13 protein-coding genes are annotated in these 13,966 nt (G+C 64.0%); 11 read left to right on the forward strand and 2 right to left on the reverse strand.

Going from position 1 to position 13,966, the window contains the following annotated elements:
* The first annotated feature begins 287 nt into the window (after nt 1–287).
* The gene (locus FJ974_RS21800; protein ID WP_140538818.1) at nt 288–1,505 is read left to right on the forward strand and encodes a TadE/TadG family type IV pilus assembly protein; all 1,218 of its coding nucleotides are present in this window, start codon (nt 288–290) and stop codon (nt 1,503–1,505) included.
* A gap of 30 nt (nt 1,506–1,535) precedes the next feature.
* On the opposite strand, the gene FJ974_RS21805 is transcribed toward FJ974_RS21800, so the two are convergent.
* A complete protein-coding gene (locus tag FJ974_RS21805) occupies nt 1,536–1,769 on the reverse strand; it encodes a hypothetical protein (RefSeq protein ID WP_140538819.1) in 234 nt (77 codons plus the stop codon).
* A gap of 63 nt (nt 1,770–1,832) precedes the next feature.
* Nucleotides 1,833–2,069 (reverse strand): polymerase, encoded by a 237-nt coding sequence (locus FJ974_RS21810; protein WP_140538820.1) that lies wholly within the window; start codon nt 2,067–2,069, stop codon nt 1,833–1,835.
* A 79-nt stretch (nt 2,070–2,148) separates the two neighbouring features.
* Between FJ974_RS21810 and FJ974_RS21815 the strand changes: the two genes are divergently transcribed.
* From FJ974_RS21815 to FJ974_RS21860, 10 genes are all read left to right on the forward strand, one after another.
* Complete coding sequence (locus FJ974_RS21815; protein WP_181177324.1) at nt 2,149–2,367, forward strand: hypothetical protein; 219 nt, start codon at nt 2,149–2,151, stop codon at nt 2,365–2,367.
* Nucleotides 2,368–2,583: 216 nt separating this feature from the next.
* Nucleotides 2,584–2,964, forward strand: coding sequence for a cupin domain-containing protein (locus FJ974_RS21820; RefSeq protein WP_140538822.1), 381 nt, complete (start codon nt 2,584–2,586; stop codon nt 2,962–2,964).
* 280 nt (nt 2,965–3,244) lie between these two features.
* The gene (dinB, locus tag FJ974_RS21825; RefSeq protein WP_140538823.1) at nt 3,245–4,501 is read left to right on the forward strand and encodes a DNA polymerase IV; all 1,257 of its coding nucleotides are present in this window, start codon (nt 3,245–3,247) and stop codon (nt 4,499–4,501) included.
* Between the two features lie 126 nt (nt 4,502–4,627).
* Nucleotides 4,628–5,605: a DUF3616 domain-containing protein gene (locus FJ974_RS21830; RefSeq protein ID WP_181177325.1), complete on the forward strand. Its 978-nt coding sequence runs from the start codon at nt 4,628–4,630 to the stop codon at nt 5,603–5,605.
* A gap of 53 nt (nt 5,606–5,658) precedes the next feature.
* Nucleotides 5,659–6,864, forward strand: coding sequence for a patatin-like phospholipase family protein (locus FJ974_RS21835; RefSeq protein WP_226891338.1), 1,206 nt, complete (start codon nt 5,659–5,661; stop codon nt 6,862–6,864).
* Between the two features lie 262 nt (nt 6,865–7,126).
* Nucleotides 7,127–7,831 (forward strand): SDR family oxidoreductase, encoded by a 705-nt coding sequence (locus FJ974_RS21840; protein WP_140538825.1) that lies wholly within the window; start codon nt 7,127–7,129, stop codon nt 7,829–7,831.
* A 446-nt stretch (nt 7,832–8,277) separates the two neighbouring features.
* On the forward strand, nt 8,278–9,786 hold the full coding sequence (locus tag FJ974_RS21845) for a family 16 glycosylhydrolase (RefSeq protein WP_140538826.1): 1,509 nt from the start codon (nt 8,278–8,280) through the stop codon (nt 9,784–9,786).
* A 19-nt stretch (nt 9,787–9,805) separates the two neighbouring features.
* Nucleotides 9,806–11,605 carry a type I secretion system permease/ATPase gene (locus FJ974_RS21850; protein WP_226891339.1) on the forward strand — a complete coding sequence of 600 codons (1,800 nt, stop codon included), beginning with the start codon at nt 9,806–9,808 and terminating at the stop codon, nt 11,603–11,605.
* 3 nt (nt 11,606–11,608) lie between these two features.
* Complete coding sequence (locus FJ974_RS21855; protein WP_140538854.1) at nt 11,609–12,928, forward strand: HlyD family type I secretion periplasmic adaptor subunit; 1,320 nt, start codon at nt 11,609–11,611, stop codon at nt 12,926–12,928.
* Between the two features lie 155 nt (nt 12,929–13,083).
* Nucleotides 13,084–13,962 (forward strand): ABC transporter permease, encoded by an 879-nt coding sequence (locus FJ974_RS21860; RefSeq protein WP_140538827.1) that lies wholly within the window; start codon nt 13,084–13,086, stop codon nt 13,960–13,962.
* Nucleotides 13,963–13,966 lie beyond the last annotated feature (4 nt).

The following is a 13,966-nucleotide window of genomic DNA, read 5'->3' on the forward strand; positions in this document are numbered from 1 at the left end:
GAGCGCGCCCAAGCTATCCCGACCATTACGTGAACCACTAGTCGATAAACGAATGGCTAATTTTTTCGCTCGACTTATGCCGGTCAGACCCCAGAGCGCTGTTTCGCCCTTTTGCTGACGAACACTCTAAGACTTAAGGCCCAACTTATGTCAGACTTATGGCGTAAGCTGCGGAGAAGTTTGTCATTTTAGCGTCTGCTGCATTTTATCTTTTTCGGAAATCGGTCGTTGAGACGGCTGGGATACCTCTCTGTGATTTCTCGGTGATTTCGGGCGAGGGTGCTCCCATGATTGGACGGTTCTGGGCTTCGAAGCGCGGCAATTTCGCGCTGGCGACCGCGGTCGCCATGGTGCCGCTGATGCTCGCGGTGGCCGGAGCCGTCGACGTGATCGGCACGAGCGACGATGCGGCGCAACTGCAGAACTCGCTGGACGCGGCCGGGCTCGCGGTGGGCACGAAATACCAGCCGGGGATGTCGGCCGGCGACGTGCGCCAGCTCGGCCTGACTATCTTCGCGGCCGATATGAGCGCCGCCGACACCGGGGAATATTCGGGCGCCGTCGACGCCTTCCAGGCAACGGCCGGCGGCGATCCGAGCGCCTATATGATTTCGTTGTCGTCCAGCATCAGCCGCCCTGCTTTCGTCAGTGGCGCGCCCGCCTGGCGAGCGTTCCGCTCCGCCGCCATCAAGGTCAAGCCCGGGGCGCAGGCGTGTGTGCTCGCGCTTGATCCGCACGTCGATGACGCGGTCGACCTGCAGGGCTCGACCAACGTCGCGATGAAGGGCTGCGTGATCGCCGCCAACTCGGACGCGGCCGACGCCGTCAACCGGGGCGGCTCGGCGATAGTCAGCGCCGGCTGCGTGTCGACGGTCGGCGGGACCTCGGGGATCATGCCGCCGAACGCCACACTTTCCTGCGGCGCGCCGCTCACCAACCAGTATGCGTCCTTCGATCCGCTGGCCAACATCACCCCGCCCGCCTATGGGCTCTGCCAGTCGATGCCCAACGGCAAGACCGTCACGCTCTCGCCCGGCACCTATTGCGACAAGACGTGGTCGGGAAAGATCACGCTCAATCCGGGCATCTACGTCCTGCGCAACGTCACCATAAAGCCTGGCGGCAACGGCAGCCTGGCAGGCCCGGGCGTGACGATCTTTCTGATGGAAAACTCGCAGCTTTACGTCAACGCCAATGAGACGGTGAACCTCTCGCCCACGACCAGCGGCCCCTATGCTGGCATCACCATCTTCCAGGACCGCGGCAACACGCAAGCGCTGACGCTGAACGGCGGATCCGGCTCCATGGTGAGCGGCTTCATCTACGCCCCCGACGCGGCCATCACCTATGCCGGCAACTCGGATATGAACGCGCAAGGCAGTTGCCTGCGGCTGGTCGGCAAAACAGTGAAGATGACGGGAAACTCGGCCGTGAAGGCGGATTGTACGGCCGAACTCGGCAATCGCGAGATGTATGCCGGCAGGATGATAACCCTGGTGAAGTAGCGCCAAATCTCCCTAGAGGGAGACCGTAACTCACCCCACGATATCCGCGCCCGGCTGCTCGTCGAAGAGCACTGCGCAGCCGCGCTCCAGCGCCACCTGACTCAGCGCGTTCGCTGCCGCTTCATCCGACGAGACGAAATCGCCCGTCAGCACGCGCAATTCCTCCACGGCCTGGGACATGGAGATGAGCCGGCCCGCGGCGCGGTCGCTCGCGCAGGCGTCGACGATGCAGAGAAGATCAATGAGTTCGAAGCTGCTATCCATGGCGGCCTCCGCCCGAAGCATCCCTTCGATCATTCAACGGCGCGACCGGCATGCGGGTTCCGCTCACGATTGCGGCCTCGGCGGGGCGAGCTTGAGATCGAACCGGGGTGGCAGGCAGGGCTCGAAGCAGATCCTGCGCACGGATCCAGTTGTGGCGGGATCGACCGGAAGGAGGATGACCATCTGCGCGCGGCCATGGTCCGGCCAGAGCGGCCTTCCGAAAACGAGGAAGATGCCGCCGACCAATCCTGCCAGGAGCAGGAAGGCAAACGCGTTCGCGATCATCTCGCCAGGTTGCATGCGAAACTCCTAGAGCCGGATGATTTCAGGTCGAATCGACCTGAAATCTGAATCCGTCTCTAAATCGAAGAGATGGAGCATGATGTCGTCCGAAAACCGCTTCACACTTTTCGGCATCATGCTCCAGGAGCGCCCGCCACATCGCAGGAAATGGCGGGCACCCGATGCAACCGCCGATGAAGGGACTTTGCTCGACGGCCTGTTAGCCAATGTTTTGCGAGAACCCTGGTTTCTTGAAAATCCGGCTTTCAGGCCTCTGCGCCGCGACGGTGAGACTTCAGTCCTACCGAAGCCATAGACCGTGGCCCGGCGACGGCGACTGACCGCAACCAACTGCCCGGAACCTCGTTGATCAACCGGCTACTCCAACTTGCCCGCGCTTCGGCGCGGGTTTTTCTTTGCCGTTTCGGCAGCGGCGTTACATTAGCAATTTCTTACAAATTGGCGTATGACTCCGATGGCGGTCGCCGACGATCGCGGCGTCGGGCACCGTGCGGAAACATGGGAGGATGGCATGGCCGAAGCTGCAATGAACGTCACGAAACTGGAAGCCAAATCGCATGACAATCCAGACGAGGTGCGCTCGCCCGCCAAGACGCGCGTCGAGGTGGTGCGGCTGCCGGGCTACACGCTTGGGCGGATGAACATGGAACCGGGCTGGCGATGGTCCGAATGCGTGAAGCCGGTGGTCAAGACCGACAGCTGCCAGGTCTCGCATGTCGGCTATGTCGTGTCCGGCACAATCACCGTCAAAATGAATGACGGAACACAAAGGACCTTCAGTCAGGGCATGTCCTACACGATCCCGCCCGGCCACGACGCCTGGGTGGAAGGCAAGGCACCGTTCCAGTGCATCGAAGTGCTCAGCGCCGAGCAATACGCCAAGCCGGCATAGGCCAGTCGCGGCTGATGGCGGCTGTAAGTTGCACCGGCCAAGGTCGACCAGGGCGAGCCTCACCTTGATCCTCTTCGCAGGTGCAACCGCGGCCCCATTCGATTGAATGAAGCGGCTCATTCGTTTGCATGATGACACTGAAAACGGCTCAATGTGGCCTTGACACCAGACTGCTTTTGTTCTCACTCTGTTCCCTAAATCCGCCCGTTCCAACAGAGAAATCTAATGCTGCAACGCGGCAGGGCAGACCGGATGGAGACGGGAGCGCGGGATGCTCGGGATGAACGCCGCTTCGAATGCCGCGACCATCCTGCATGCCGATCTCGACGCCTTCTATGCCTCGGTCGAGCAGCTGCTCGACCCGTCGCTGCGCGGCAAGCCGATCGCCGTCGGCGGCGGCGTCGTGCTGGCCGCTTCCTATGAAGCGAAAGTCTTCGGTGTGCGCGGCGGCATGCCCGGCCGCAAGGCGCGCGAGCTTTGCCCAGGGCTGATCTTCGTCGGCGGCCATTTCGGCGACTATCAGCGGCTTGGCGATGCGGCGATCAAAGTGCTCGACGATTTCACCCCGCTGGTCGAGCGCATCTCGATCGACGAGGCTTTTGCCGATGTCGCCGGCTGCACGCATCTGTTTGGACCGCCGGAGCAGATCGCAAGAACCATCCGGACCCGCGTCAAGGCCGAGCTTGGCCTGCCGATCTCGATCGGTGTGGCGCGGACAAAACATCTGGCCAAGATCGCCTCGCAGGTGGCGAAACCAGACGGGCTGGTGGTGGTCGAGCCCGGCACCGAGCTCGATTTCCTGCACGATTTGCCGGTGTCGCTGATGTGGGGCGTTGGCCCGGCGACCAAGGCGAGGCTGGCCGAGATCGGCGTCGAGACAATCGGTCAATTGGCGCGCACGCATAGCGGCGCGCTGGAGCGGCTGATCGGCCATGCCGCCGGGCAGAAGCTGGCCGCGCTCGCCTGGAACCGCGACCCGCGCCGGCTGGAGACGCATCGCCGCGCGCATTCGGCCGGCGCGCAGTCGGCACTTGGCCGCAAGCCCGCGCTGGCGCGCGTCTTCGTGCCGACGCTCTTGCATCTCGCCGACCGGGTGGCGAGCCGTCTGCGCGCCAAGGCGCGGCCCGGCCGCACGGTGACGGTGCGGGTGCGCTTCGCCGACATGCGCGCGGTCTCCCGTGCGATCACGCTGGAGCAGCCGATCCAGGCCACGACGATGCTGGCCGAGATCGCCGGGGAGCTGGTGCGCGGCGTGCTCGCCGCACATCCGGGCGAGCGGGAAATCTCGCTGCTGGCGATCTCCGTTTCGCATCTGGAAGAACACGCCGAGCTGCAGCTCGAACTGCCGCTCGGGCTCGCCGACGAGAAGCTGAAGCCCGGCAGCCGCAAAGGCCTCGCCCGCGTCGGCGCCGACCGCGCCATCGACAAGATCCGCCAGCGTTTTGGGAAGCAGGCCGTCGGCTACGGCACGGTGGCGCTGGAAGCAGCGCGCTCAGTGCCGGATGCGTTCAGAGAGCTGGCGGAAAAGGAGCTGTGAGGCGGCCATTCTGCCCCTCAGAGGAAGAGATTGGTGATGTTCCGCGATTCCACCGCTTGCCAGAGTGGCCGCGCTGCGCTGGATTGCGCGGCGGAGCAGCCGCGGCTCAAGCGATCGGAGCGACCCATGGCCAGTGAGACGGTTTCGGCGATGCGGCTCAACCGGCTGCGCGAGATCGTCTTCGACTATGCGGGGGCGCGCGGCCTCGGCGACGTCATTTCGAACATGTCGGGCATCGCCATCGACCGCGAATTCGCCTGGACCGTCTCCGACGAAGGCCGGACCTTCGAATGCCTGGCCATCACCGGCGCCAACTTTGTGCTCGATGCGCAATATAGGCTGGACGATTTCTTCCCCGGCCTGCCGGCCGGCAACGAGGCCGACCTGGAATCGGTCGATGTTTTCGGCGGCAGGCTGTGGCTCTGCGGCTCGCATTGCCGCGTCAGGCGCGAGCCGAAACTTGCCGGCACGCTCGATTCCGGCTTCAAGCGCCGCCCGAGCCGGCATCTGCTCGGCTCGATCGAGCTCGGCGGCTCCGGCAGGCCGAAACGCGGCACCGGACGGGCGCTGCCCTATACCGGCGCGGACTGCCTGCGGCGCAGGTTGCGCGAAAACCCGTACCTCTCCGGCTTCCTCAACCTGCCGAGCAAGGAGAACGGGCTCGACATCGAAGGCCTGACGCTGCTGCCGAAACGGCTGCTGCTCGGCTTGCGCGGCCCGGTCATCGACAGCCACGCGATCGTCGTCTCGCTGCCGCGCAAGGCTGCCCTGCTGCCCGCCGACGGCGGGCCGCATCTGCACCTGCTCGACCTCAAGGGCCTCGGCGTGCGCGACCTGGCGCGCGACGGCGAGACGGTGCTGTTGCTGGCCGGCCCGGTCACGGGAGCGGACGGGCCGTTTCGCCTGCACCGCTGGCGTCCGTCCGACGCGGGCCGGGTCGAGACCGCCGAATTGCTTTACGAATGGCCAATGAGCCATGACCATCCGGAGGGACTCTGCCCATTCGCGATCGATGGCCGGCCGGGTATCCTCGTCGTCTATGACCGCGGTCATGAGGGGCAGCGCCGCTCCGGCACCCAGACCACGGCCGACTGGTTCGCATGATGCCGCAGCCGGACACAAACGGAACCGCGATTGAGGCGAGCGAAGCAGCGCCGGTGGATGGTTTCAGGGCCGAGCGCTACGATCTTGGCCTTTGCCTGTCGGGCGGCGGCTACCGTGCCATGCTGTTCCATGCCGGTGTGCTTTGCCGGCTGAACGAAACCGGCCTACTCGAAAAACTCGACATGGTGAGCTCGGTCTCGGGCGGCTCGATCGCCGCCGGCCTTCTGGCGGTGATTTGGCCGCGCTTCACGTTCGTCGACGGTGTCGCTACCAATTTCGATATCTATCTCAGTAAGCTATTGGCATTCTCGCAGGTGTTCCTCGATGCGCCGTCGATCTTCAAGGGATTGGCGAACCCGTTTTCGAGCGCGGCGCGCGAAGTCGCCGCCTGCTACGAGCGCCATCTCTTCGACGGCAAGCGCCCGATGCTGAAGGACCTGCCCGAGAGCCCCTGGTTCGTGTTCTGCGCCAGCAATCTCGCCACCGGCTCGCTCTTCAGAATGTCGCGGCGCTACATCGCCGACTACCGGATCGGCGTCGCCTATCATGCCGAACTGCCGGTCGCGACAGCTATCGCCGCATCCTCGGCTTTCCCGCCATTCCTGTCGCCGCTCAGACTCGACCTGACAAAATTCGCGTGGCGCAACGACAATCTCGATATGAGCGTCGGGCTGCCGGTTGCACCCGGCCGCGCCGTGCTCACCGACGGCGGCGTCTATGACAATCACGGCATCGAGCCGGCGCTGAAACGCTGCCGCTGGCTGCTGGTCAGCGACGCCGGCGCGCCGTGGCGGGCGTCCACGTCCGGCTACTGGAACTGGTTTTCGCAGCTGAAGCGGGTGGCCGACACCACCGACAATCAGGTCCGCTCGCTACGCCGCCGCGACCTCATCGCCCGCTTCCAGGCCGCCAAGGACGCCGACGATCACGGCTTGCCTAAGGACGCGGCGCGGCCCGACTATGCCGCCGTCCGCGGCGTCTACTGGTCGATCGCCAGCAAGCCGGACGCGGTCGAGCCAACTTTCGTGCAGACCGCCGGCACCGCCCCCGCCGACATCGCCACCTCGCTGCATTTCCTCGGCCCTGAGGAAACCGTCGATCTGGTGAACTGGGGTTACTGCGCCGCAGACCAGGCCTTGCGCGGCAGGTATCAACCGCCGCCTGTGGCTGGCAAGGGCGTGCCACTCAAAACTGGCGATGTCAAACCCGGCCGCTGTGCGAAAGTGTCGAAGGCGGTGATGAGCGTGTTCAAGATTTGAGAGCCGGCGTGCGAACTGCTGATTTCCTCCTCGAGGGGGAGACGTCGCCGAAGGCGACAGAGGGGGTCGCCGCGCGTGGAGCGCCAACCTTCTCCTCGCAGGAGGTCGAGCCCGGTCGGACCGACCCCCTCTGGCCGCTCCGCGGCCATCTACCCCTCACGGGGGGAGATCACCGGCGCTTGGTACAATCGGAACCGGTTCGCGCCTTTCCGGCTCCATGCTAACAGAGGCGCTTTCAACCCTAACCAGGATGGGCAGCGAGATGGCGGCAGACAAGGTAGCTCTGGTGACGGCGGGCGGCAGCGGCATGGGGGCGGCGGCGGCGAAGCGGCTGGCTGCCGACGGCTTCAAGGTCGGCGTGCTCTCCTCTTCCGGCAAGGGCGAGGCGCTGGGCAAGGAGCTCGGCGGCTTCGGCGTCACTGGCTCCAACCAGTCGAACGACGATCTGAAGCGCCTCACCGACGGCGCGCTCGAGCGCTGGGGCCGCATCGACGTTTTGGTCAACAGCGCCGGACACGGCCCGCGCGCGCAAATCATCGAGATAAGCGACGAGGACTGGCACAAGGGCATCGACACCTATTTCCTCAACGTGGTGCGCCCGACCCGGCTGGTGACACCGGTGATGCAGAAACAAAAGTCAGGCGCCGTCATCAACATTTCGACGGCATGGGCGTTCGAGCCGAGTGCCGCCTTCCCGACCTCGGCGGTGGCGCGGGCCGGTCTTGCCGCCTTCACCAAGATCTTCGCCGACACCTATGCGGCAGACAACATCCGCATGAACAACGTGCTGCCGGGCTGGATCGACAGCCTGCCGAAGGTCGAGGAGCGCCGCGAGAGCGTGCCGATGAAGCGCTACGGCACATCCGAAGAGATCGCCGCGACGATTTCGTTTCTGGCCTCGGACGGCGCCGCCTATATTACCGGTCAGAACATCCGCGTCGACGGCGGCATTACGCGATCGCTGTAAGCGACGCGGCCGCGAGGCCGCCCGACGGAGCCGGCCGACCAGGCGGCGGGCGCGCGGCTGACGGCGCTCGAACCGCATTTTCGCGGCTGGTCGGCGGCGGTTGGGCTGGCGCCGGACATCATCGATGATGTCAGTGACGCCATGCGGATGGCTTGCCTGCCGGAATAGCTGGCGGGCGGCTGTGGCGAACCAAACGCATCTTTCGAAGCAGCCTGTTGAGCAATTTTTATAAAAATTTTCTACAAAGTTAAACCAGGCATTTCAGCTTGGTTGCGTTAGCATTCTCTTAATACTCTTATTCACCCGTATCGCCGCCTGAACGCATAATACTCTATACTTCTAATATTTGGAACGATAACATGCGTTCCAACGTTCAAGCGGAAGCGGTCGCTGGAACACGCGTCGAATGATTTAGCCGGCTAGGCACCACGAGGAGTATTTGTCCGATGAGCTTCTTCGTCAACGCCGTAGGCGTTCCTCTTCCCTATAGCGGCGCTTCCAACCATTGGTTCTCGGCTTCAGGATCCGGACCGGACTTGTACGGCAGCGCCGGGAACGATTCCTTCTACGGAGCATCCGGTGTCAATGTCACCATGCACGGTGGCTCGGGCGATGATATCTATTACCTCTATGGGGCGGGCAACAAGGTGGCCGAGGCCGCCGGGCAAGGCATCGACACGATCAGCACATGGATGAACTACAAGCTCCCGGACAATGTCGAGAACCTCGTCGTCACCAACGCCAATAACTATGCTTTCGGAAATGCGTTGGACAACATCATCACCGCCAAGGCCGGCCACCAGACGCTGGACGGCGGCCCGGGAAACGATGTTCTGATCGATGGCGGCGGCGGTTATGACACTTTCATCGTTTCGCGCGGCCACGGAAGCGACTTGATCGCGAATTTTGCCGCGACTGACACCGTCCGCCTCAATGGCTACGGGTTCACTTCGTTCGACGCCGTCCACTCAGCCATGGTCCAGGCCGGACAGAATGTGCTGTTGAACCTTGGATCCGGCGAGATCCTGGAATTCAAGGACACGACTATCGACAAGCTGCAGCCCAGCCAGTTCGAGCTGCCAATCGACATGTCCGGGATGAAGCTATCCTTCAGCGACGAATTCAACACGCTGAGCCTTCACAACAGCCAAGGCGGCACCTGGGATTCCAATTTCTGGTGGGGAGCGCCGAACGGAAGCACGCTCACCGCCAACAGCGAACAGCAATGGTACATCGATACCAATTACGGCCCGACCAGTTCGGTCCATCCGTTCAGCGTCAATAATGGCGTTCTCACCATAACCGCGCAGCAGGCAACGGCGGACATCAAGCCCTACATCAACAATTACGAATACACCTCCGGCATCCTGACCACGCATGATTCATTCTCGCAGACCTACGGCTACTTCGAAATGCGCGCCGACCTGCCCGAGACGGCCGGCACATGGCCGGCCTTCTGGCTGCTGCCTGAGGACGGCTCGTGGCCGCCGGAACTGGACGTCGTGGAAATGCGCGGCCAGGAGCCGAACCGGCTCGACATGACGGCGCATACCAACGAGACGGGGCAGCACACCAAGATCGCGTCCTCGGTGAACGTTTCCGATACCGCCGGCTTCCACACCTATGGCCTGCTGTGGACGCCGGACCAGCTGGTCTGGACCTATGACGGCGTCGAGGTCGCCCACGCGGCGACGCCGTCCGACATGCACAAGCCGATGTACATGCTGGTCGATCTCGCGGTCGGCGGTTATGCAGGCTCGCCGCCCGACCATCTCGCCACGCCGGCCGTGATGAAGATAGACTATATCCACGCTTACACGCTGGGCACTGTGCAGGCGAATCCCCTGACCATGACCAGCAGCACTAGCAGCAGCACCGCCACGCACAGCATCGCCACGCACAGCTTTGCCGACAGCACGCTGCACCACGGTTCCGAGTTTGGGGGCCACGCGTAAGATTCAGGCGACCGGTTCGATGTTTCGGGACAATGCAGCGGATCATGCAGCCTCGGCGGAGATAACTGGGCCGTCGAACCTGCGGGCGATCTTCCTTCGCGCCATCGCCGATGTCGGCATCTTCTCGCTGCTGATCAACATCCTGCTTCTGGTGATCCCGCTCTACCTGCTGCAGGTTTATGACCGCGTGCTGCCATCCTCCAGCGTCGAGACGCTTGTCTATTTGTCGGCCATCGCGGTTCTCGCGCTCGCCTTCCTCGGCTTGCTCGACGCGCTGCGCGCCATCTATACGCAGCGCGTCGCGGCCACTATCGACAGGAAGCTTGGCACGAGCACATTCGCCCTTTCGCTGGCGCCCAAATATGCCGGCGGCCTGTCGCCGCTGCGCGACCTCGCCTCGGTCTGCGCCTTCGTCAGGTCGCGCGGCGTGGCGGTGCTGTTCGACCTGCCCTTCGCTCCGGTCTTCCTCGCCTTGCTCTACTTCATCCATCCCGTCCTGTTCTGGGTGACGCTGGTGGGCGCCGTGCTGCTCACTGTGCTCGTGGTGGCCAACCAGCTTGCCATCGGCAGGAACGATGCGCTGTCGGCGGAGCGTTCGGCACTCGCCAGCCTGGCGGAACAGACCTTCGCCCGCAATGCCGAAACGCTGCGCGCCATGGGCATGGTGCAGAACGCCGCCGGCGTGTGGGGGCGGCATGTCAGGGAAGCGCTCACCCTTTATGATTGCTCCTCGACGGCCAATGCGATCTTCAGCGGAGCATCGCGGGCGCTGCGCATGGTGCTGCAACTGGCGATCCTCGGCGCCGGCGCATGGCTGGTGCTGCAGGGGCAGATGACGGCCGGCATGATCTTCGCTTCCTCGCTGGTGTCGTCGCGCGCGCTACAGCCGCTCGACCAGCTGATCGGGTCCTGGCGGCAGATCGTCGACGCCGGGCGGGCGTGGAAACGTCTGCGGGGCGCGCTTTCGGCACATCCGGCAAACGTACGGAAGCTGACCTTGCCGGATCCATCCGGCGCGATTTCGGTAGAAGACCTCTTCTTCATCGCGCCCAACGCCCAGCCCGGCACCGAACCCATCCTAAAGCGGCTTAACTTCGCCGTCGGCGCCGGCGAAGCGCTGGCAATCGTCGGGCCGAGCGGCGCCGGCAAATCGACGCTGGCGCGGCTGCTTGTGGGCGCCGCCCAGCCGAGCGGCGGATCGGTCAGGATCGACGGCGCCGACCTCAGGAGCTGGGACGAAAACCAGCTCGGAAAGCGGATCGGCTACCTGGCGCAGGACGTGGAGCTTTTTCCCGGATCGATCGCGGAAAATGTCGCCCGCTTCGACGCGCAAGCGGACGACGCTTCGATCATCGAGGCCGCGAGGCGCGCCGAGGCGCATGAGCTGATCCTGGCGCGGCGCGACGGCTATCAGACCATGATCGGTCCGTCGGACCGGACACTGTCGGGCGGCGAGCGCCAGAGGATCGGCCTGGCGCGCGCCTTCTACGGCAATCCGAAAGTCCTCGTTCTGGACGAACCCAACGCCCATCTCGACGGCACCGGCGAAGCGGCGCTCGAAGCGGTGCTTTCAGCCGCGCGAGCCGCGGGCGTCACGGTGATCGTGATCACGCATCGGCCTTCAATCGCGGCCGCCTGCGATCGCGTGATGCTTTTGCGCGGGGGCGTGATCGAAGCCTTCGGTCCAAGCGGCGACGTGTTGCGACAGTCTGTCGTCGACAAGGGCGCCGGCAAAGGCGTTCCCGCGCAGCAGAGCACGGTGGTGACAGGCTCGTTCGCCCCGACGATCCGCGCCCACGGCGTCCGGTTCGGATCGTAGATGATGACCATCGAGAGCGTTGTCTTTGACGGCCAGCCACGCACCGACTTCCGGCGCGTGGCGCTGGCCGGGTATGCGGCAATCGCAATCTTCGCGGGCTGCTTTGGCTATTGGGCGACGAGCGCGCCGCTGTCCGGCGCGGTGATCACGCAAGGCACGATCTCGGCGACCGGCGGCAACATCCTGATCCAGCAGCCCGAGGGCGGCATCATCAAGCAACTGCTCGTCCATGAAGGCGACCGCGTGCGGCAGGGCGAGGACCTGATACTCCTTGACCCGACGGCCGCGCAGGCCAACCTCAACCGGCTGACGAGGCAGTCGATCGCGCTGAAGGCAAGTGCGGCACGGCTGGAGGCGGAACGCGATGGGTTGGACAGGCTTGCGCCGATCACCGAGCCAGCACCCGCGCCGTTCCAGCACGATTTCGAGACGCTGGTCAGAGAACAGCAGAAGGAGTTCGACGCCAAGCTCGCACGGTTCCGGTCGGAACAGTCGATCATGACGCAGCGGGTCGCCATGCATCGCGAGTCGGTCGTCGGCTTGAACGCCCAGAAACTAGCCATCCAGCAACAGGCAGACGTCGTGAAGAAGGAGCTCGGCATCAAAACCAGCCTCCTGGACAAGGGCCTCACCAACCGCAGCGAATACTCGCAGCTTTTGCGCAGCGAGGCCGATCTCGTCGGCCAGGCCGGCGCGCTGGAGGCAAATCTCGCCGCGGCCAATTCCCAGATCGTCGAGGCGCAGGTGCAAGTCGAACGCCTGAGCACGCAACGCGTCGAGGAAGCGCTGACCAAGCTCGACGAGGTCCGCACCAATCTCGCCGACATCGAGGAGCAGATACGGGCGGCCGAAGCGGTGCTTGGGCGCACAACGATCAGGGCGCCGGCCGCCGGCATCGTGGTGTCGTCGACCTATAATTCGAAGGGGAGCGTGATCGCGCCAGGCGAGAAGATCATGGAGATCCTGCCCACGGCAGCGGGCCTCAACGTCGATGCAAGGCTGCGGCCGAAAGACGTCGATCAGGTCCGCGTCGGGCAGCCGGCAAAACTCAGACTGTCCGCGCTGAACATGCGCCTGACGCCCGAGGTCTCAGCCACCGTGACGCAGATTTCGGCCGACAGGCTGATCGACCAGGCCACGCACGAACCCTATTTCCGCGCCAAGCTGAAGATTGCCGACACCCTGCCGCCGGGCATGAAGGCGGAGCAGCTTTATCCGGGAACGCCGGTCGAGGCGTTCATCAACACCGGCGACCGCACATTCCTCGACTACCTGGCGCGGCCGATGCTCGACTCCTTCGCGCGAGCATTCACGGAGCGGTAGGCGTTGCAGCCGCAATTCATCACGGCGGGATTGCGAACACGCCGATCGCCGCTGGCCGAATCGAATTTGGGCCAGCGCCTGTGGACATCGCCGGCCCAATCACCCAATCTTGCCCCGGGAACAATAAGCGCTTCAAAAACAGCGCGCCGGTGCGCATGAAAAATCGATGGACATTGTATGATCCACGGCTGGCCTGGTTGCTGATCGCACCGGTGCTTTTGCTGCTGATCTTCTTCCTGGTGCTGCCGATCGCGGTGATGGCGGCCTATACGTTCTTTACCTTCGTCACCGCCGGCGTCGAAACCAGCGCGCTGACCACCGCCAACTGGCACGAATTCCTCACCGACAGCTATTATCACGGCTTCCTTCTGAAGACGCTGAGGGTCGGCGCCATCACCGCCCTGCTCTGCGGCGTGCTCGGCTATTTTCCGGCCTATTTCATCTGGGCGACGAGCTTCAGGCACAAGTGGCTGCTCCTGCTTTTGCTGATCGTGCCGTTCTGGATCAGCTTCACCATCCGCACCTTTTCCTGGATCAACATCCTGGGCGAACAGGGCGTCATCAACGTTGCGCTGCTGAAACTGGGCATCATCAACGAGCCGTTGCCGATGCTCTACAACGAAGGCGCGGTCATCCTCGGGCTGCTGCACTTCCTGCTGCCTTACATGATCCTCAATGTCTATGTCAGCCTCGAGGGTATCGACCGCACACTGATCGCGGCGGCCCGCTCGATGGGCTGCACCAGCGCGCAGGCGTTCCGGGAAGTCACGCTGCCGCTGTCGCTGCCCGGCCTCGCGGCGGGCCTGCTGCTCTGCTTCGTGCTGGCCGCCGGCAGCTATGTGACGCCGCAGCTGCTCGGTTCCGGGCGCGACGCGCTGTTCGGCAATTTGATCTACGACACCATCATGGGTGAACTGAACTGGCCGATGGGCGCCACGCTGTCGATCGTGCTGTTCGTCGTGCTCGGCTTCTTCGCCGCCATCTATACCCGCTACATGGGCATGTCGCAGATCGTCAAAGGGTTGGGTGGATGACGTC

It is taken from the genome of Mesorhizobium sp. B1-1-8 (assembly GCF_006442795.2).
Lineage (GTDB): Bacteria > Pseudomonadota > Alphaproteobacteria > Rhizobiales > Rhizobiaceae > Mesorhizobium.